At 68.0% G+C, this 19926-nt stretch carries 19 protein-coding genes; 8 read left to right on the top strand and 11 right to left on the bottom strand.

Annotated elements, in window-relative coordinates:
• Window positions 1-17: 17 nt before the first annotated feature.
• A complete protein-coding gene (locus ACJH6H_RS07360) occupies window positions 18-653 on the top strand; it encodes a TetR family transcriptional regulator (protein WP_318985079.1) in 636 nt (211 codons plus the stop codon).
• Window positions 654-698: 45 nt separating this feature from the next.
• Here ACJH6H_RS07360 and ACJH6H_RS07355 read toward each other — a convergent pair whose 3' ends face one another.
• From ACJH6H_RS07355 to ACJH6H_RS07340, 4 genes are all read right to left on the bottom strand, one after another.
• Entirely contained in the window at window positions 699-1556 is an 858-nt protein-coding gene (locus tag ACJH6H_RS07355; protein WP_406774547.1) for an SDR family NAD(P)-dependent oxidoreductase, read from the bottom strand.
• 63 nt (window positions 1557-1619) lie between these two features.
• Window positions 1620-2045: a hypothetical protein gene (locus ACJH6H_RS07350; protein ID WP_212811458.1), complete on the bottom strand. Its 426-nt coding sequence runs from the start codon at window positions 2043-2045 to the stop codon at window positions 1620-1622.
• Window positions 2046-2102: 57 nt separating this feature from the next.
• Window positions 2103-2453 (bottom strand): hypothetical protein, encoded by a 351-nt coding sequence (locus ACJH6H_RS07345; RefSeq protein WP_212811459.1) that lies wholly within the window; start codon window positions 2451-2453, stop codon window positions 2103-2105.
• A 107-nt stretch (window positions 2454-2560) separates the two neighbouring features.
• A complete protein-coding gene (locus ACJH6H_RS07340) occupies window positions 2561-3718 on the bottom strand; it encodes an acyl-CoA dehydrogenase family protein (protein ID WP_020100487.1) in 1158 nt (385 codons plus the stop codon).
• An 86-nt stretch (window positions 3719-3804) separates the two neighbouring features.
• Here ACJH6H_RS07340 and ACJH6H_RS07335 point away from each other — a divergent pair, with 86 nt between their 5' ends.
• Complete coding sequence (locus ACJH6H_RS07335) at window positions 3805-4434, top strand: TetR/AcrR family transcriptional regulator (RefSeq protein WP_406774546.1); 630 nt, start codon at window positions 3805-3807, stop codon at window positions 4432-4434.
• A gap of 45 nt (window positions 4435-4479) precedes the next feature.
• Here the strand turns inward: ACJH6H_RS07335 and ACJH6H_RS07330 are convergent, their stop codons facing one another.
• The 5 genes from ACJH6H_RS07330 to ACJH6H_RS07310 form a co-directional block, all read right to left on the bottom strand.
• A complete protein-coding gene (locus tag ACJH6H_RS07330; RefSeq protein WP_267325862.1) occupies window positions 4480-4869 on the bottom strand; it encodes a hypothetical protein in 390 nt (129 codons plus the stop codon).
• Window positions 4870-4946: 77 nt separating this feature from the next.
• Entirely contained in the window at window positions 4947-5993 is a 1047-nt protein-coding gene (locus tag ACJH6H_RS07325) for an alcohol dehydrogenase catalytic domain-containing protein (RefSeq protein WP_406774545.1), read from the bottom strand.
• Complete coding sequence (locus tag ACJH6H_RS07320; protein ID WP_406774544.1) at window positions 5990-7234, bottom strand: LLM class flavin-dependent oxidoreductase; 1245 nt, start codon at window positions 7232-7234, stop codon at window positions 5990-5992. The genes ACJH6H_RS07325 and ACJH6H_RS07320 overlap by 4 nt, the downstream gene beginning before the upstream one ends.
• Window positions 7235-7405: 171 nt before the next feature.
• On the bottom strand, window positions 7406-8035 hold the full coding sequence (locus tag ACJH6H_RS07315) for a TetR/AcrR family transcriptional regulator (RefSeq protein WP_406774543.1): 630 nt from the start codon (window positions 8033-8035) through the stop codon (window positions 7406-7408).
• 13 nt (window positions 8036-8048) lie between these two features.
• Window positions 8049-9674: a PucR family transcriptional regulator gene (locus tag ACJH6H_RS07310; protein ID WP_406774542.1), complete on the bottom strand. Its 1626-nt coding sequence runs from the start codon at window positions 9672-9674 to the stop codon at window positions 8049-8051.
• Window positions 9675-9788: 114 nt separating this feature from the next.
• On the opposite strand from ACJH6H_RS07310, the gene ACJH6H_RS07305 reads away from it, so the two are divergent.
• Genes ACJH6H_RS07305 through ACJH6H_RS07280 form a run of 6 tightly spaced genes read left to right on the top strand, consistent with a single transcriptional unit; the run spans window position 9789 to window position 16664 of the window.
• Window positions 9789-11288 (top strand): CoA-acylating methylmalonate-semialdehyde dehydrogenase, encoded by a 1500-nt coding sequence (locus tag ACJH6H_RS07305; protein ID WP_406774541.1) that lies wholly within the window; start codon window positions 9789-9791, stop codon window positions 11286-11288.
• 27 nt (window positions 11289-11315) lie between these two features.
• Window positions 11316-12698 carry an aspartate aminotransferase family protein gene (locus ACJH6H_RS07300; protein ID WP_406774540.1) on the top strand — a complete coding sequence of 461 codons (1383 nt, stop codon included), beginning with the start codon at window positions 11316-11318 and terminating at the stop codon, window positions 12696-12698.
• Window positions 12699-12713: 15 nt separating this feature from the next.
• Complete coding sequence (locus tag ACJH6H_RS07295; protein ID WP_406774539.1) at window positions 12714-13442, top strand: (Fe-S)-binding protein; 729 nt, start codon at window positions 12714-12716, stop codon at window positions 13440-13442.
• Window positions 13439-14905 (top strand): LutB/LldF family L-lactate oxidation iron-sulfur protein, encoded by a 1467-nt coding sequence (locus tag ACJH6H_RS07290; RefSeq protein WP_406774538.1) that lies wholly within the window; start codon window positions 13439-13441, stop codon window positions 14903-14905. Before ACJH6H_RS07295 ends, ACJH6H_RS07290 begins: the two co-directional genes overlap by 4 nt.
• Window positions 14902-15519, top strand: coding sequence for a lactate utilization protein C (locus ACJH6H_RS07285; RefSeq protein ID WP_406774537.1), 618 nt, complete (start codon window positions 14902-14904; stop codon window positions 15517-15519). The genes ACJH6H_RS07290 and ACJH6H_RS07285 overlap by 4 nt, the downstream gene beginning before the upstream one ends.
• Before the next feature lie 20 nt (window positions 15520-15539).
• On the top strand, window positions 15540-16664 hold the full coding sequence (locus ACJH6H_RS07280; protein ID WP_406774643.1) for an epoxide hydrolase family protein: 1125 nt from the start codon (window positions 15540-15542) through the stop codon (window positions 16662-16664).
• A gap of 910 nt (window positions 16665-17574) precedes the next feature.
• Here the strand turns inward: ACJH6H_RS07280 and ACJH6H_RS07275 are convergent.
• Window positions 17575-18957, bottom strand: a complete 1383-nt coding sequence (locus tag ACJH6H_RS07275) for a purine-cytosine permease family protein (protein WP_406774536.1) — start codon at window positions 18955-18957, stop codon at window positions 17575-17577.
• 4 nt (window positions 18958-18961) lie between these two features.
• A complete protein-coding gene (locus tag ACJH6H_RS07270; protein ID WP_406774535.1) occupies window positions 18962-19846 on the bottom strand; it encodes an EamA family transporter in 885 nt (294 codons plus the stop codon).
• Window positions 19847-19926: the final 80 nt, after the last annotated feature.

The raw sequence follows: 19926 nt of genomic DNA, 5'->3' as shown, positions 1-19926 counted from the left end.
GGCTGAAGGAGGTGGTCATGGCTGAGGCAACCCAGCGCGGGTCCGATGGTCCGTCGAAACCTGTTGACGCTCAACTCATTCTGGATACCGCCGCGGCGCTGCTGGAACGCGACGGTGTCGAGGGCTTCTCCATGCGCAGCCTGTCCGAGCATCTCGGCGTCGCCGTCACCTCGATCTACTGGCACGTCGGCGGCCGGGACAAGCTGTTCGACCACCTGATCGACCGGCTGATCGAGGTGATGGCGAGCCTGCCCGCCACCGGCGACACGCCGGCCGATCGCATCGCATCCCTGGCCCGCGCACAGCGCACCGCGCTCATCGAACGCCAGCACCTGATGGCGATCGCGCACGAACGCGACCGGACGCCGTCACTGTTCCAGCCGGTGCAGCAGACCCTCGCCGCCGAACTGGCCGCACTGGGGATCACCGGCAATCAGGCGGCACTGGCCTTGCGGTCCATCGAGGTACACGTGATTTCGTCTGCGCTGATGCAGTTTTCGGCCATCCGCAGCGGCGAGCACGAGGAAGAGGACCCCTCACTCTGGGGCGACGATTGGCCAGATCAGAAACTGGTCGACGCCCTGCGCTCGCCGACCGACTACGACGCGGTGTTCGAGTACGGACTGGCCGCGCTCCTCGCCTCACTGGTGTGATTTGTGCACGAAAATCCGCGGTGAGCGCGGAAAATCGTGCACAAATCACTTGGTGGCGAACCGGCGGGTGCGCAGCTTCGGGATCGCCTGCTCACTGAGGACCCGGGCGCGTTCGGCCATGGCGCCGGCGACGGCGTCGGGGTGGGTGGTCAGATAGAAGCCGCCGGCCGCCGACTGGTCGAAGATGGCCGCGGCCGCGGTGAGCGGGTCCATGGCGGAGAGCTGGTGCATCGCCGCGCGCTCGGACTCTGAGGCGTCGGCGGCGTCCCCGCTTCCGCTGTCGACACCGCCGGCCGCGGTGAAGATGTTGGATTGCACCGGTCCGGGCAGCACCGCCTGCACGGTTACGTGGTCGTCGTGCCCGGCGAGCTCGACCTCGACGCGCAGGCACTCGGTGAGTGCGAGCACGGCGTGCTTGCTGACGATGTACGGCGCCTGCAGCTGCACCGTCGACACGCCACCGACGGACGACATGTTCCACACCCATGCCGGTTCGTCCGACGCCAGCATGGCGGGCAGGAAGGCCCGCACGCCGTGGAAGACGCCGCTGACATTGATGTCCATGACGCGCTCCCAATTGGCGACCGGCGTGTCCCACAGGTAGCCGAACTGCTCGATGCCGGCGTTGTTCACCAGCAGCCGCACCGGCCCGATCTCGCGGTTGACCCGGTCGGCCAGGGCCTGCACGGCCTGCGCATCGCGGACATCGCACACCGCGTCGACAGCGGTTGCACCGGCAGCGGACAGTTCATCGCGCAGCGCGGCGATCGCGGCGGCGTCGACGTCGGCGAGCACCGTCGTCATCCCGAGCCCGGCGGCGTACCTGGCCAGTCCGGCCCCGATGCCCGAGCCGGCACCCGTGATGACCGCGATCCCACCACCGAACAGTTCCTGTGCACCCATGGCCGAAGTAAATCGCAGGGCGCGGGCCCGGACGGCCCGAACGTCCGATCAGTGGAATGCCGGTCAGGCCGGCTGGACCTCGACCTCGGCTCTCGGCGCCGCGCGCAGCACACACCGCGCATAGCCGATCCAGCTCACCACGCAGGCCACGAAGCCGATGACGATCATCGGCGTGACCGCCTGACCGAGAACCACTGCGACGGAATCACTTCCGGCCAGCCGCCGGTCGACCGCGCCGCCCGTCATCAACGGCAGCAGACTGACCACGAAGCAGGCGATGGCCGCGGCCAGCGCGGTGCCGAACATGGCGCGCACCGCGGCGACGATCATCGTGCCGGCCGCGAGCAGGATCAGCACCGCGAAGGGCAGCGGCCGCAACGCGGCGCCCAGGTTCCCGGTGATGTCCCAGATTCCCCAACCGCTCATGGAACCGTGCCCATGGTCGTTGTGGGCGGTGTACCACGGCAGCACGGCAGCGACGACGATCATCGCGAAGGCGATGACCCCGATCGCCCAGCGCGTCAGTACGTTCTCGATCTCGACTCCTCAGACCCCCGTGAACGTCGGCTGCATCAGCGTCAAGATGGCCATGGCCAAGCTGATGAGCAGACACAGACTCAATACGATCATCGCACCCACCAGCAGCCAGCGGCCCATCCGGCGGCGAATGCGCGTCAATTTCGCGATGCGACGGTCCGCGACGTAACTGATGGCGACCATGGCGAACGCCACGTCGATGTGTTCGTCGCCGACGGTCGCCGCGCCCGCCGCGATCTCCTGCAGGCGCCCGGGCTCGATCTGCACTCCCGCGACGGCGAAGCGCCGACTGAGCCGGCGCGCCTGACCCCGCGTGAGCGGATGGTCGCACACGTGCACGTGGTGTCGTGGGGCTGCCACTTTGCGTCGTTCCCTCGATTCGGGCACCTCGACAGGCCCGAAAATGCAGAAGGCGCCCGGGAATCAAGTTACTCCGACGGGCGCCTTCGCACACTGCGACAGCGCTTTTAGAGCCCCATGTCCTTCGCGATGATCATCTTCATGACCTCACTGGTACCGCCGTAGATGCGGCCGACGCGGTTGTCGGCGTACAGCCGGGCGATCGGGTACTCGTTGATGTAGCCATAGCCGCCGTGCAGCTGCAGGCAGCGGTCGATCACGCGCGCGGCCGCATCGGTGCAGAACAGTTTGGCCTTGGCGGCGTCGGCAGCGGACAGCTCGTCGAGGTCGTGCGCTTCCATGGCCCGGTCGACGACGGCTTCCATCGCGTCGACGTCGGCCTGGCAGGCGGCGAGCTCGAACTTGGTGTTCTGGAATGAGGCCACCGGCTTGCCGAACACCGTGCGGTCCTTGGTGTACTGCACGGCGAACCGGACGGCGGCCTTGGCCTGCGCGTACGCGCTGACGGCGATACCGAGCCGCTCGCGCGGCAGGTTCTGGCCGAGGTAGTTGAAGCCCTGGTCGGCCTCGCCGAGGATGTCCTCGACCGGGACCTTGACGTCGGTGAAGTTCAGCTCGGCGGTGTCCGAGCAGCGCAGGCCCAGCTTGTCGAGCTTGCGACCGACCGAGTAACCCTCCAGCTTGGTGTCGACCACCAGCAGCGAGATGCCGAAGCGGCGGTCGTCTTCCTTGGGGGCCGACGTGCGGGCACAGACGATCACGCGGTCGGCGTGCACACCACCGGTGATGAAGGTCTTGGAGCCGTTGAGGACGTAGTGGGTGCCGTCCTCGGAAAGCTTTGCGGTGGTGCGCATTCCGGCCAGGTCGGAACCGGTGCCGGGCTCGGTCATCGCGATCGCGAACATGATCTCGCCGCTGAGCATGCCGGGAAACCAGCGCTTCTTCTGCTCTTCGTTGCCGATGTCGCGGATGTACGGCAGACACAGGCCGACGTGCACGCTGGAGCCGCCGAACGACACCGCGGCGCGCGCCAGTTCCTCGGTCAGGATCGCCTGGAACTTGTACGAGGTCAGGCCCTCGCCGCCGTACTCCTCCGGGATTTCCGCGCCGAAGATGCCGAGTTCGCCGAGTTTGTAGTAGAACTCGCGCGGCACCAGGCCCTTCTCGAACCACTCGTCGTAGACGGGACTCACCTCGGCCTCGACGAAGGCCCGGATCATGGCCCGGTAATCCTCGTGCTCTTCGCTGTAGACCTCGCGTTTCACAGACATCTCCTCAGAAGTGGTGAACAGTGTTAGCTTGTTGCTGTCACAATAAGCTAACGACGTTCGCTAATTCAAGGGAGACGCAGATGGGCAGGCCGCGCGTACCACTGCTCAACCGCGAACTCATCCGTGACACCGCACTGGACTTGATCGATCGCGACGGCCTCGCCGAGATGTCGATGCGCAAGCTGGCCGCCGAACTCGGCGTGCAGGCGTCGTCGCTGTACAAGCACTACCCCACCAAGGACGACGTGCTCGACGCCGTCGCGAGTCGGGTCGCCGGGGAAATCGACACGTCCGGGTTCGACCGGGGCGACGACTGGCAGGACGCGCTGGCGGCATGGGCGCGCTCGCACCGCGCCGCGCTGGCCGCCCACCCGAATCTCGTGCCCTACCTGGCGACGGGGCCGGGCCGTCGCGATGTCAGCCTCCGGATCGCCGACGCCGTCCACGGCGGACTCGTCGGCGCCGGCTGGCCACCGCGGGAAGCGACCTTGATCGGTGCCGCCACCCGGTCACTGGTGCTCGGGTCGACCGTCGGCTCCTTCTCACGCGGGTTCACCGACGACGTGCAGGTCTACCGCGACCGCTACCCGCACATGGGTCAGGCACACCTACTTCGCGGCAAGGCCGACCAGATCGACACGGCCGGTTTCGAACTGGCCCTGACCGCATTCATCGACGGACTGGCGATCCGCTTCAGCGCCCTGGAGTGATTTGTGCACGATTTTCCGCGCTGGCCGCGGAAAATCGTGCACAAATCACTTGTCTTGCGGCGGCCTGGGCCCGCCACCGAAGGGATTCAGCCTCGAAACGCCGGGGATGTTCGACAGCAGCCGGAACACCTCGTTGCCGGTATTGACCAGGGCTTCCAGTTGCGGCAGCAGGGCGTCGAGCGTGCGGAACATGGGATCGGCCATGGCCATGACCCGCTCGGTCCGGTCGATCGTGGTGTTGAGCCGCTCGGTGGCCACCGCCAGATTCTCGATGAGATCGGGCACCTGGGCGGCGAGTTGGACGGAGGCCGGCGGAATGCGCAACGCACCGCTGGCCACCGCCTGCGTCATCTCGACGGCGGACTGGGCAGCATCGACCGCGGACTGGGCCGCGGCCTTCAGATCGCTGGGCTTCGGAATCATTTGACCGGCCATACAGTTAACTGTGCCGCACCCGGGCCCGCCTGTCCCGTGATCGACACGGCTAGACGTCGGTAACGCTGCTCACGATCTCAGGACGGCAGTACCAGGATCTTGACGTGCTCGTCCGGATTCCGCAGTGCCGTGAACGCATCTGCGATGCCGTCCAGCCCGGTACGTCCCGTGATCAGGGCTTCTGCGTCGATCTCACCGGCAGCCAGTCGAGCCAGCACCTTCTCGTACGCCTGCTCGTAGGGGCCGTGACCGAAGTTGATCGCGATCTGCCGCATCTGCGCCACCACCGGGATGATGGTCTCCTCGGCGAACGGCGATGCCACCACCTGAATCCGCGAACCCCATGGCAGCGTGTGCGTCAGGGTGTTGAGCGTGCCGACCCGGCCGCTGCACTCGTAGGCGATCAGCAGGCCGCCGCCGGTCTTGCCGCTACCCAGCAACTCGTTGTAGACCTCGATGGGGTCCTGCTCGCCCGGGTCGACGACGATGTCGGCGCCCATCTTCGCGGCCAGTTCGCGCCGCTTCGGCGACGGCTCGGACGCGATGACGAGGTGCGCGCCGGCAGCTTTCGCGGCGAGGATCGTGCCCAGACCGATCGAACCGCAGCCGATCACGAGTGCGGTATCCGCGGCCGTCAGCCCGGACTGCTGCATGTGCATCTCGCCGACGTGTAGCGGCTCGGCCAGAGCGGCATGCTCCAGCGACAGGCCGTCGGGCACGTGCCGGACCCAGAACGCGTCGACGACGATGTACTCGCCGAAGGCCCCGTGGTAGTCGTTCGAGTAGCCGATGATGGTCGGCATCCCGTTCTGCTCGGTGGTGATACCCAGCCCGGTGACGCGGTCGTCGACCGTGAAATCCTCGACGCCGTTGCCGGTTTCGACGACGACGCCCGCCCATTCATGCCCCAGCACCACCGGACGGGTGGCGTCGAAGACCGCGAACGGGAAGCCCGCCCCGGCGGCGACGGACACGAACCGGCACGGGTCCTTGGACATGCTCAGGTCACTGCCGCAGATGCCGCAGGCCGCCACTTTGATACGCAGCTGGCCCGGACCGGTGACCGGGGGCTCCGGCACGTCCGTCACGGTGAACTGGCCGTCGATGAACTGCGCTGCCTTCATGCGTGTGCTCCTGCGGTGTTGAGTTCGGTTGAAGGCGCCGGAGTGGCGGGGAGGTCGGTCGGCCGGCCGTAGTAATCGGTGTACGCCTTGGTGATGGCGCCGACGAGATTGCCGATCAGCACCTCGGAGTTGTCCTGTGCGAACTGCAGGCTGGCCTGCCGGGCGACGTTGCGGCGACGGAAGTGCGGGATGACCTCGGAGGCGAACAGCTCATAGCTGCGCTTGGTGTTCTCCCAGTCGGCGAGGTCCACGTGCATGATCAGCAGCGTGCCGAAGCCGCCCGTCTTCTCGATGAGGCGGTCGATCTGGGCGATGGCGTCCTCCGGCGTGCCGATGATGGCCTGGCCGAACTCGCCGAGCGACTCGTTCCGCCAGTAGTCGATGATGCCGGCCGGCGTCTGCGCCCAGTCCGGGTTGATGTTCTGCTGCCGGTTGACGTATTCGGCGATGGCGTGAATCCGGCGGCTGACGGCGCGCTCGGCTTCCTCACGCGTCTCGGCGATGAACATCGGGTTGACCAGACGCCATGTCGACCGGTCGGCGACATGGCCGTTCTCGGCCGAAACCTGTTCGTATACACCCCAGTTGCGGTCGAGCGACTCGTAGCCGGCCTGCGAGCTCGCGGCCAGCGACAGCAGCGACAGTCCGTGCTTGCCGGCCAGTACCGAGCCGTTGGGCGAGATGGTCGAGGCGGTGGCCACCTCGATGCCGGCCGGGTTGTAGGTGGGCAGCTGGGCGCGGGCGTCGCGCAGGGTGAACCAGTCGGTCTCCATGTTGACCACCTCACCGCGCAGCAGACGCAGGACGGCTTCCAGCGCCTCGCCCTGCATGCGCCGCTGGTTGGTGGTGGTGATGCCCATCATGTGCGCGTCGAGCGGGATCTTGCCCGGGCCGGTTCCGACGATCAGCCGGCCGCGGGTCTGCAGGTCCAGCTGCGTGATGCGGTCCGCGGTGATCAGCGGGTGGTGGTACGGCAGCGACATCACACCGGTGCCGAAGCGGATGCGCTCGGTGCGCTCGGCCGCGGCGGCGATGAAAACGTCAGGCGCCGGGACGATCTCGGCGCCGGTGGAATGGTGCTCCCCCATCCAGGCCTCTTCGAAACCGAGGTGGTCCAGATGCGTCATCAGGTCGATGTCGCGGCGCAACTGCAACGCCGGGTCGGCATCGAGCGGATGGTACGGGGCGAGGAACGCCCCGAACTTCATGGACGTCGGGCTCCACTGGGCAACGCTGCTCACGGTGGTCTCCTGATTCTCGGTGAGGGCTGTCTCGGCTTGCCCGGCCGACTGTAATCCGATCACTCGATTGGATCAAGTGATCCAGAAATATGGGCGCGCTCGTCAGCCACGAGTGCGACGAAAATGCACGCAGATTGCGGCGTGTTGCCGTACAGACACGGCCGCTCGCGGTTAAGAGTTCAGGAGGCGCTCGGTGCCGCCGACGACGAACGTCACGAGGTCTTCGTAGAACGCTTCCAGTGCCGGGGCCGACAGCTTGGCGCGGTCCCATTCGTCGGCGCGGCTCAGGCCCTGCACGAAGCCCATGATCGACACCGCCCAGCGGGCCTCGAGCCGGGCCTCGTCGGCGTTCGGGAAGGCCCGCCGCACCTGCGCCAGCAGGGCGACGCGCAGCTTGGGCTCGATGTTCTCGTCGGCCGGGCCGGCCTGGGTGATCTGGGCCATGATCTTGATCCAGCGCATACCGCGGGTGCGCTGGCGCCGCAGCAGATCGAGATAGGGCGCGGTGACGGCGCGGACCAGCGCGTCGGGTGTTGGCGCGGCCGAATCCGCCGCCAGCACATCGACATTCGCCTGGATGGCCGAGCCCACCGCGGCCCCGAGGTCGAGCACCACCGCGCGCAGCAGCTCGTCCTTGGAACCGAAGTGGTAGTGCACCGAGGCGGCGCCGAGGCCCGCCGCCGCATTGACCGAGCGCACCGAGACGGCGTCCACGCCCTGCTCGGCGAAGAGCTTCTCGGCCGTCTTCACCAACTTGGCGCGGGTGGCATTGCCCTGGCGGTTCTGCGATGTGCCCGACACGGTCAGAAGCATGTCACAGCGGTGCGCCGACGCCACCGAAAGCGTTGCGTGTCTCCAGGATCAGCAACGCCACGTGCAGGGAGGTCGCCGACTCACCGTCGGCGAGGTCGACGCCGAGGATCTGCTCGATGCGGCTGAGCTTCGCATAGAGCGACGGGCGGCTCAGATGCAGCCGCGACGCGAGCGCCGACTTGTTGCCGCCGAGTTCGAGGTGGCCGCGCAAGACGTCGAGCAGGCCCTCACCCGTCTCCATGTCGTGCAGGATCAGCGCGCGGAGCTCCCCCTCGGCGAATCGCTGCACCCGCGGGTCGGTCCGCAGCATCGACAGCAGCCCGCGCAGCCTGATGTCGGCGACCCGGAAGCAGACCCGTTGCGACGCGGGCAGCGACAGCGCCGCCTCGGCGACATGGGCGGCATCGGTGATGCGGTGAATCGCGTCGATCAGGCCCGCCGCCGGCGAACCGATGCCCAGTACCAGGCCGTGAGCGTCGACGGCACGTTCGGCGTCGCGCCGCAGCGCCCGGCCCAGTGGTTCCAGCGCGCCGCCCGCGCGCGTGTTGAGCGACAGCACCATGGCGATCTCGCCGGGACCGCGTAGCGAGAACAATCCGGTGTGCCCCAACGCCTTCACCGACCGGGTGACCACGTCGAGCAGGCGCGCGCTGCGGCGTTGTTCGGACACCGGGTCGGTGCCGGAACCATCCGGCGCGGCCCAGCCCGCGATCCGCAGCGTCGCGGGCAGGTACTGCGCCGCCGGCCGCAGGCCCAGCGCGAAGGCGCGCGCGGTCGCCTCATCCTCGAACCGGATACGTTCGCGCGCAACATCTTCCAGCAGGCCGGCCTGCGCCTGATGCTCGATGTCGGTGCGGCCGCGCTCGGCCATCCGGTGCAACACCAGCGCCTGCGACGCCCGCTCCAGCACCATCGTGAACCTGCCCGCCACGTCGTCCGAGGCGCTCAGCGCGATCAGACGGCCCCACGCATCCTCGCCGCGTCCCACCTCGCTGATCACCCAGTCGTCGGTCCGTTCGGCCCCGGTCTCGTGCTGACGGGACCGACGTTGCCAGTCCCGCAACACATCTGAGGTCGGGCGCCCGGCCGTCGCCACCGCGACCGCCTGATGGGTGAGGTCCTCGAGGACGACGGGCGCGCCGAGCAGATTCGCCGCCGCCTCGGCGATCCCGGCGGGCGTCGCCCGGCGCATGCTCAGGTCGGTGAACACCTCGTGCGTCTGCCGCGCGAAATCGACCTCCTGGTACTGGTCGGCGACGATCACGCGGTGCACCTGTTCGGTCACCTCGACGAACTTGATCACCCGGCGCACCGCCACCAGGGCCAGCCCGAGTTCTTCCGCGATCGCGCCGACGTTGACGGGCAGCGGCACGGCGCCGGCGCCCAGTTCGACGATGACGCCGACCGCCTGCGCGGCGGCGACCGACCGCAGGTAGTCCAGCGGCGCGGCCCGCAGCGCGGCACCGGTCGTCAGCACCAGCTCACCGCCCTGCAGGACTTCCGAGAGGTCCGGGACGTCGCTGACGTGGACCCAGCGGATCGGGCGGTCGAATCCGGTGGCGCAGAGAATCTCGGGCTCCCCCTGCTGGATGACCGGCAGGGCGACGATCTCGGCAACGGTGGGCATTTACAAAGTGTAAATCGGGTGGTCGAACTTGATACAGATTGTCGGCCGATTCAGAGGTTCCATCGCGGCATGCTGAGTGCACACCCGCCCCGACCAGGAAGGCCAACCTCGACGATGACCACCTCGCAGACCATCTCGCACTGGATCAACAACGACGTCTTCACCGGATCCTCGGGACAGTCGGCACCGGTCACCAACCCGGCCACCGGCCAGGTCACCGGCCAGGTCGCGCTCGCCAGCGTCGAGGACGCGCAGACCGTCATCAACGCCGCCGTCGCCGCCTTCCCGGCCTGGCGCGACACCTCGATCACCAAGCGCGTGCAGACGCTGTTCGCCTTCCGCGAGCTGCTCAACGCCCGCCGCGAAGAGCTCGCCGCGATCATCACCGCCGAGCACGGCAAGGTGCTCTCCGACGCCATGGGTGAGGTCGCCCGCGGCATCGAGGTCGTCGAATTCGCCTGTGGCATCCCGCATCTGCTCAAGGGCGGCTACGCCGAGAACGCCTCCACCAACGTCGACGTCTACAACATCCGGCAGGCCCTCGGCCCCGTCGCCATCATCGCGCCGTTCAACTTCCCGGCCATGGTGCCGATGTGGTTCTTCCCCATCGCCATCGCCGCCGGCAACACCGTCGTCGTCAAGCCGTCCGAGAAGGACCCGTCGTCCTCGCTGTGGATGGCCGAACTGTGGAAGGAAGCCGGCCTGCCCGACGGCGTCTTCAACGTCCTGCAGGGCGACAAGACCGCCGTCGACGAGCTCCTGACCAACCCCGCCATCAAGGCCGTCTCGTTCGTCGGCTCCACCCCGATCGCACAGTACGTCTACCGGACCGCCACCGCCTCCGGCAAGCGCGTGCAGGCCCTTGGCGGCGCCAAGAACCACGCCGTGATCCTGCCCGACGCCGACCTCGATCTGGCCGCCGACAGCATGGTCAACGCCGGCTTCGGCTCGGCCGGTGAGCGCTGCATGGCCATCTCGGCCTGCGTCGCGGTCGGTCCGATCGCCGACGACCTCGTCGCCAAGATCGTCGAGCGTGCCGCCGCCATCAAGACCGGTGACGGCGCCAAGGACTCCGACATGGGCCCGCTGATCACCAAGGTGCACCGCGACAAGGTCGCCGCCTACATCGACGCCGGCGAGGCCGAGGGCGCCAAGGTCGTGCTCGACGGTCGCAACCTGACCGTCGAGGGCGCCGAAGACGGCTTCTGGCTCGGCCCGACGCTGCTCGACAACGTCACCCCCGAGATGAGCGTCTACACCGACGAGATCTTCGGCCCCGTGCTGTCGGTCGTGCGCGTCGAAACCTACGCCGAGGCATTGGCCCTCATCAACAACAACCCCTACGGCAACGGCACCGCGATCTTCACCAACGACGGTGGCGCGGCCCGCCGGTTCCAGAACGAGGTCGAGGTCGGCATGGTCGGCATCAACGTCCCGATCCCGGTTCCCATGGCGTTCTTCAGCTTCGGCGGCTGGAAGGCCTCGCTGTTCGGCGACACCCACGCCTACGGCCCCGAAGGCGTCCAGTTCTTCACCCGCGCCAAGGCCGTCACCCAGCGCTGGGCCGACCCCAGCCACGGTGGCATCAACCTGGGCTTCCCGGAAAACAACTGATCGCGCGACCCAGATAGAGGACCTGACATGACCCTCGCCGCGGACCACGTCCTGCCCGCCGGACACACCCTCGACTCGATGCGCGCCGAAGCCGAGCGCGCCTACGCCCTCGACCGCGCCCACGTCTTCCACTCGTGGTCGGCCCAGGGCGCGCTCAACCCCATGACCATCACGGCGGCCGAAGGCAGCTACTTCTGGGACGGCGACGGCAACCGGCTGCTCGACTTCTCCTCGCAGCTGGTCAACACCAACATCGGCCACCAGCACCCGAAAGTCGTTGCCGCGATTCAGGAACAGGCCGCCAAGCTGTGCACAATCGCACCGCAGCACGCCAACGCCGCCCGGTCCGAGGCCGCGCGGCTGATCGCCGAGCTGACCCCCGGCGACCTGAACCACATCTTCTTCACCAACGGTGGCGCCGACGCCAACGAGCACGCCGTCCGCATGGCGCGGCTGCACACCGGCAAGCACAAGGTGCTGGCCCGCTACCGCGCCTACCACGGCGGCACCGACCTGGCGATCAACCTGACCGGTGACCCGCGACGGTTCGCCAACGACCGCGGCGCCGCCGGCGTCGTCCACTTCAACGGCCCGTTCCTGTACCGCTCGGTGTTCCACGCCGAGACCGAGGAGCAGGAATCCGCCCGGGCCCTCGACGAGCTGCGGCGCGTCATCGAGCTCGAGGGCGCCTCGACCATCGCCGCCATCATCCTGGAGTCCATCCCGGGCACCGCCGGCATCATGGTGCCGCCGCCGGGCTACCTGGCCGGTGTGCGCGCACTGTGCGACGAGTACGGCATCGTGATGATCGCCGACGAGGTCATGTCGGGCTTCGGCCGATCCGGAAAATGGTTCGCCATCAACCACTTCGATGTCATTCCGGACCTGCTGACGTTCGCCAAGGGCGTCAACTCCGGCTATGTGCCGCTGGGCGGTGTCGCGATCAGCGACGCCATCTTCCAGACCTTCGCCGAGCGCGCCTACCCGGGTGGCCTGACCTACTCCGGGCACCCTCTGGCGACGGCGGCCGCCGTCGCGACCATCAACGCGATGCGCGACGAAGGCATCGTCGAGAACGCCGCCCACCTCGGTGCGGACATCATCGGGCCGGCCCTGCGGGATATGGCGCAGCGGCACCGCAGTGTCGGTGAGGTCCGCGGCGCGGGCGTGTTCTGGGCCGTCGAACTGGTCAAGGACCGCGAAACGCGGGAACCGCTGGCGCCCTACGGTGGCAGCAGTGCCGCGATGAACACCGTCATCGCGTTCTGCAAGGAGAACGGCCTCATGCCGTTCACCAACTTCAACCGCATCCATGTGGTGCCGCCGTGCAATGCCACCGACGACGAGGTCCGGGCCGGGCTGGAAATCCTGGATCGCGCCCTCGACGTGGCGGACCAGCACGCCCGGTAGGGGTACTGTCGGCCGGTGCGGATAGCGCTGTTCGCGACCTGCCTGGCCGACGCCATGTTCCCGGCTGCCGCCATCGCCACGGTGCGGCTGCTGGAGCGGCTCGGGCACGAGGTCGCGTTTCCGGCCGGGCAGACCTGCTGCGGCCAGATGCACGTCAACACGGGTTACCTGCGTGAAGCCGTGCCGTTGGTGCGCAACCACGTGGACGCCTTCAGCGGATTCGATGCCGTGGTGGCGCCGTCGGGATCGTGTGTCGGGTCGGTGCGTCACCAGCACGCGATGGTGGCGCACCGCGCCGGCGACACCGAGCTGGCGGCGCGCGCGGACTCGGTTGCGGCGCACACCTTCGAGCTCTCCGAGTTCCTGATCGACGTGCTCGGCGTCGACGACGTCGGCGCCTATTACCCGCACCGCGTCACCTACCACCCGACGTGTCACTCGCTGCGGCTGCTGGGTGTCGGTGACAAGCCGCTGCGATTGCTGCGCAACGTCCGCGGCCTGACGCTCGTCGAACTGCCGCAGGCCGAATCCTGTTGCGGCTTCGGGGGCACCTTCGCCGTGAAGAACGCCGACGTGTCCACCGCGATGCTCGAAGACAAGATGGCGAACATCGCGACGACGGGCGCCGCGGTGTGCACGGCAGGTGACGCATCGTGCCTCATGCACATCGGCGGCGGACTGAGCCGGATCGGCAGCGACGTCCGCACCGTGCACCTGGCCGAAATCCTGGCGGCCACACCATGACCGCGGTGTTTCTCGGGCAGCCCGGCGTGGGGAATCTCCGTGGCGACCAGAGCTTCCCGGCTGCCGCGCGCACCGCCCTCGGCGACGCGCAACTCCGCCGCAACATCGGCCATGCCACCGGCACGATCCGCGCCAAACGCCTTGCCGCCATTGCCGAATGCGACGACTGGGAGCAGCTGCGGGCCGCCGGCAGTGCCCTGAAACAGGATGTGCTGGCGCGGTTGCCGGAGTTACTGGAGCAGCTCGAAGCCAATGTCACAGCGCGTGGCGGCACCGTGCACTGGGCGCGCGACGCCGACGAAGCGAATCGCATTGTCGCCGAGCTGATCCGGGGCACCGGCAGCAACGAGGTCGTCAAGGTGAAGTCGATGGCCACGCAGGAGATCGGGCTCAACGAGTACCTGGAGGCCGAGGGCATCACGCCCATCGAAACCGACCTGGCCGAGCTGATCGTTCAACTCGGACACGACAAACCGAGTCACATCCTGGTTCCGGCGATCCATCGCAACCGCGCGGAGATCCGGGACATCTTCGAACGCGAAATGCCCGGCGCCGGCGAACTCACCGACGAGCCCCGCGTGCTGGCCATGGCCGCCCGCGCGCATCTGCGGCGAAAGTTCCTGTCCGCCAGGGTCGCCGTCAGCGGCGCCAACTTCGGGGTGGCCGAGACCGGGACCCTGGCGGTCGTCGAATCCGAGGGCAACGGGCGGATGTGCCTGACGCTGCCCGAAACCCTGATCACCGTCATGGGCATCGAGAAGGTGATCCCGCGCTTCACCGATCTCGACGTGTTCATGCAACTGCTGCCGCGGTCGTCGACCGCCGAGCGGATGAACCCGTACACGTCGATGTGGACGGGCGTGCACCCCGGCGACGGGCCGCAGCGGTTCCATCTGGTGCTGCTCGACAACGGCCGGACGCGTGTCCTCGCCGACGAAGTGGGACGTGCTGCGCTGCACTGCATTCGGTGCAGCGCCTGCCTGAACGTCTGTCCGGTCTACGAACGTACCGGCGGGCACGCCTACGGCTCGGTGTACCCGGGGCCCATCGGCGCGATCCTCAGTCCCCTGCTGACCGGGACCACCGGCCACGACGACCCGAACGCGAGCCTGCCGTACGCGTCGTCGTTGTGCGGCGCCTGCTTCGAGGCCTGCCCCGTGCGCATCGACATCCCGTCGATCCTGGTGCATCTGCGTGCGGTGCAGGTCGATTCAGAACGTGGCGGGCTGCCGGGCGGACAGGACCTGGCGATGAAAGCCGCGGGCTGGGCCATGGGTTCCGCGGCGCGGTTCGGGTTGGCGGAGAAAGCGCTCGGGGTAGGCCGACTGATAGCGGGGAAAGACCACCACATCAGCAGACTGCCCTGGCCGGCATCGAAATGGACTGCGAGCCGGGATGTTCCGGCACCGCCCACCGAGACGTTCCGGCAGTGGTGGGCCCGAAACCGGGGCGGTGAACAATGACCGACGCGCGGGCAGTGATACTCGGGCGCATCCGCACCGCACTCGGATCAGCCCCGCCGGCCGAGGTACGCGTGCCGCGCGACTATGACCGGCAGCCGCTGACCGGCCCTGGTGACGTCGACCGGTTCGCCGAGGCGGTGGCCGACTACCGCGCGCGCGTTCACCGCGTCGGGCCAGATGCGGTCGCCCCGACCATCAGCGCTCTCGTCGGCAGCGGGACCGCCGTCGTTCCCGCGGACCTGCCGCCCGACTGGGTGACAGGCAGCCACACCGTCGTCGACGACCCGCCCGTCGGCCTCGAGGTACTGGACAGCGTCGCTGCGGTGGTGACGGGCTGCGCCCTCGGGATCGCGGCAACCGGAACCATCGTGCTGGATGCCGGTGCGGCACAGGGCCGCCGCGCGCTGACGCTGGTGCCCGACCATCACATTTGCGTCATCCGGGCCGACCAGATCGTCGACACCGTGCCGCAGGCCTTCGCGGCGCTCGACCCGTCACGCCCGCTGACCTTCATCTCCGGCCCGAGCGCGACGAGCGACATCGAACTGCAGCGCGTCGAGGGTGTACACGGTCCACGGACCCTCGACGTCGTGATCGTCGGGGCCGCAAGGTAAGAATGGATCCTGTGACTGACATTGCCCCGTTTCAGATTGCCGTGCCCGACGCCGTGCTGGACGATCTGCGCCATCGTCTGACCAACACCCGGTGGCCGGAAGCCGAGTGCGTCGACGACTGGAGCCAGGGCATTCCGCTGGGCTACACGCGCGCCCTCGCCGACTACTGGGCCAATGGCTACGACTGGCGGGCCCGCGAGGCCACGCTGAACCGGTTCGATCAGTACGTCACCGAAATCGACGGTTTGGACATCCATTTCATCCATCAGCGGTCACCGCACCCCGATGCGCTGCCGCTGGTCATCACGCACGGCTGGCCCGGGTCGATCGCCGAGTTCCAGAAGGTCATCGGCCCGCTGACCGATCCGACCGCGCACGGCGGACGGGCCGAAGACGCCTTCCACGTGGTGTGTCCGTCGCTGCCCGGCTACGGCTTCTCGGGCAAACCCGCCGCCACCGGCTGGGGCGTCGAGCGGACCGCGCGGGCCTGGGACGAGCTCATGGTGCGGCTCGGCTACACCCGTTACGGCGCGCAGGGCGGCGACTGGGGTGCGGCGGTGACGACCCAGATCGGGCGGAACGTGGGTCATTGCATCGCAATCCACACCAACATGCCCATGGGCCGTCCCGCCGCCGGCACGACGGAGTTCACGGCCGAGGAACAGAATGCGTTGGCGGCGCTGAAGCGTTACCAGGACGTCGATTCCGGCTATGCCAAGCAGCAGTCCACGCGTCCGCAGACGATCGGCTACGGCCTGGTCGACTCACCGGTGGCGCAACTGGCGTGGATCGTGGAGAAGTTCTGGTCGTGGACCGACCATGACGGTGACGTGGAGAGCGCGCTGAGTCGCGACGAGATGCTCGACGACGTGATGATCTACTGGGCGACGGCCACCGGGGCGTCATCGGCGCGGCTGTACTGGGAGAGCTTCCGGGTGTTCGGCGGTGGCCAGAAGAAGGTCGAGCTGCCCACCGGCGTCGCGTCGTTCCCGAAGGAGATCCTGCGGGCGCCACGGTCCTGGTGCGAGACCGGCTACAACATCACCCACTGGACCACGATGCCGCGCGGTGGCCACTTCGCTGCATTCGAGCAGCCCGAGTTGTTCGTCAACGACGTGCGTGCGTTCTTCGCGACGGTGCGCTGACGACTGAGTTATCCCCAGTGTGAGGTCTATGCACAGAAGCAGCCAGTTATGGGTGCACAGCACTCACATTCGTCGGTGTCGCCACCGACGGTGTGGCCATGCAACCTTTCATCGGAAGTCAGGAAGTACGCCGGGGAGCGCTCACCAGACATGATCTGGCCCGCGATTACCGGTCGATATTCCGCGATGTATACCTACCGCGAGATATCGAACTGACGGCGAAGCTCCGAGCACAAGCCGCTTGGCTCGCGAGCGGTGCGCCGCTGTGCGGATTGTCTGCAGCCGCGGTGCTCGGCACAAAATGGTTGGACCCAAGCGACCCCGCGGAGATCTTGCGCGCAAATCGGCGGTCTCAGGCTGGGCTCGCCGTGCGGTCGTGGACTGTCGGCGCGTGCGAACTGTGCGTAGTCGGTGACATCACCGTCACCACCGCGGCCCGGACGGCCTTCGACATCGGCCGCACTCGCCCTGCACCACAAGCAATTCCGATTGTCGACGCGGTGCTCAACGCGACCCGCATCACGGCGGCCGATGTGGCAGCGGTCGCCGAGGCACACCGTGGAGTCCCGGGTGCAGCGAGACTGCGAGCCATGCTTGGGCTGGTCGACGGGGGTGCGGAGTCCCCGCAGGAGAGCAGATTGCGGCTCGTTCTAGTCGGTGCGGGTCTACCGACGCCACAAACGCAGATCGAGTTCCGTCACCTCCACATCCGCGTCGATATGGGATGGCCCGAGTGGAAAGTGGCAGTCGAGTACGACGGCGTGCACCATTGGACGGACCGCCGGCAGCGGTCGTGGGATATCGATCGGATCGCATTGCTCGAAGCCGAAGGCTGGACCGTGGGCCGGCTGCCCGATCTGACGACTGTGAGTCCTACGCAGGGATTTTCGCGAAATCACCTGCATAGGACTCACACTCGCGACGCTCGCCACCGCCGGTAGCCGCCGTAGACCACCAGTGCGACAACGAAATTCACGAAGTACGCGATGTCGGCGCCATGCCACGCCACGGCGACGGGTCCCTGCAGCAGCGTGGTGTTCATGAACGGGATCGCGGCGCCGTAAGCCACCGCGAACGCGACGAGCGCGGCAATGGCATCGGCGCGCGGCGTCGTCTCCGCCGCGGGATCCACCGTCTGCCGGCCGCGGCTGCGGCGGCGCCAGTCGACGATCACGATGGCCGCGAAGGCGGGAATCCAGTAGCTGATCAGGAGCAGCACATTGGTGAATCGCGTTGCGGTGTCGCCGGTGTGGAGCCACAGGATGAGGCCGAATGCCAGCGCCGTCACCACCAGCGAAGAGATTGGCCGCCGTACGCGGACGCCCAGCGTCTGCAGGGCGAGGGAACCGCTGTAGTCGTTCATCACGCCCGAGCCCACCGATGCCAGCGCGATGACCGCCAGCGCGATGGCACCCAGTGCTCCCCCGCCCATCACCGACCGCACGCCCTCGGCAGTCTGGTCGGTGATGAGACTGCCCGCGGCGATGCCGATGGTCTCGACGAACACGTACGCGGCGGCCAGCCCGGCGAAACTGAACCCGAACACCTTGCGCGGCGTGGAATCCGCCGGGAGGTAGCGGCTGAAGTCGGCGGCATAGCTGGCCCAGGACACGGCCAGGCTCAGGGCAATGGTGACCGCCAGCACGAAGGCGCCGGCGAGGTCGGCGCCGTGCGCGGTCGCCGGCGTCACAACCTGTTGTCCGGCAACGAGTTTGACCGCGAACACGACGAACGTCACGAACAACACCACGGTGAGAACGGCCTGCAGCCGATGGATCAGCTCGTAGCCGATGAACCCGACCGCACCCTGCACGCCCAGCACGATCAGCACCGCCGCCCAGAACGGGATACCGAGCAGGACGGCGAGCGCTTCGCCGCCGAACAGACCGACCAGTGCGTCCCATGCCACCGACGAGAGCCATTGCAGCACAGCAGGTACCGCGATCAAACCGCCGAAAGCCAGCCGCGCCCCGGGCAGCTGCGCGGTGCCGGTGCGCGCGCCCAGCGTGGAGAGGTAGCCGACGACCAGCGACCCGAGCACCGTGCCGACGAGCATCGCCAGCATCGCCAGCCAGAACCCCAGACCGAGCGCGCCGATCATCGCGCCGGTGAAGACGCACGTCATGTTGATCTGCGGCGCGAACCACACCGTGAACAACCGGCCCGGCGTGCCGTACCGGCGGTCGGCCGGAACCGGGGCGATGCCATGGGTTTCCACCGACAGGTCCCCGGCCCGGCTGGGGGTGCGGCCGGTGAACGGCGAGGCGGTGAGCGCGGTGGCCGGTGGCGTCATGCCCCTATTCGACCACGAGGACCGGTTCCTGGTGGTCCGCTCCGGCCACGGGTCGAGCGCCACTGCGGGCGGCGCCGACACCGGCCAGCACGACGAGTGCGAGACCGGCGACGGCGGGCAGCCCCGGCACCTGATGCAGCACGATCAGCCCAAGCATCATGGCGAATGCGGGTTCGAGGCTCATCAGCGTGCCGAACGCGGCCGCGGTGAGGCGCTTGAGGGCCAGCATCTCCAGCGTGAACGGGATGGCCGGCAACAGGATGGCCAGACCCAGGCCGGCCAGCAGCAGGTGCGGCGTCAGATGGCCGACGACAGACGGACCGGCCACCATGGTGACGACCAGCCCGGCCACCGGCATGGACACCGCCAGACCCGTGATGCCGGAGACCTCGTCGCCGACGCGCTGTGTCAGCAGGATGTAGGCACCGAGGCAGACCGCTGAAGCGAGCGCCGCGAGCACACCCACGGGGTCGACGGCAGCAGCCCACGGTTGGGTCAGCAGAACGACGCCGGTGCCCGCCATCGCGGGGAACAGCAGCCGTCCGCGTCCGCGCCCCTTGGCCACTGCGACGGCAAGCGCGCCGAGGTATTCCAGGGCACTCGCGGTGCCGAGCGGAATGCGGGAGACCGCCACCATGAACAGCAGGGTGAACCCGGCGGTGGTGATGCCGAGCAGGACACACGACAGGAACGCCGACCGGGTGAACGACGCCGGCCGCGGGCGGACGAACAACAGCATCAGCGCACCCGCCCAGGCAAGGCGAAGCCAAGCCACGCCGGCCGGCCCGATCCCGTCCATCAGCTTCACCGCAAGCGCCGCGCCCAGCTGCACCGACATCATGGACGCGACGGTCATCAGTGCGCCGTTGCGGGCTGCTGCGGTGGTCATGCGTCGTATTGAACGGGAGGAAGACCGTTCATGTCCACGTGATAATCATGGACATATCGTTCGCAATTCATGAATGAAGC

The sequence above is a fragment of the Mycobacterium sp. SMC-21 genome (genome assembly GCF_045310825.1).
Lineage (GTDB): Bacteria > Actinomycetota > Actinomycetes > Mycobacteriales > Mycobacteriaceae > Mycobacterium.
Note: the sequence above shows the minus strand (reverse complement) of the source record. Positions and strands in the feature narration are given on the sequence as shown.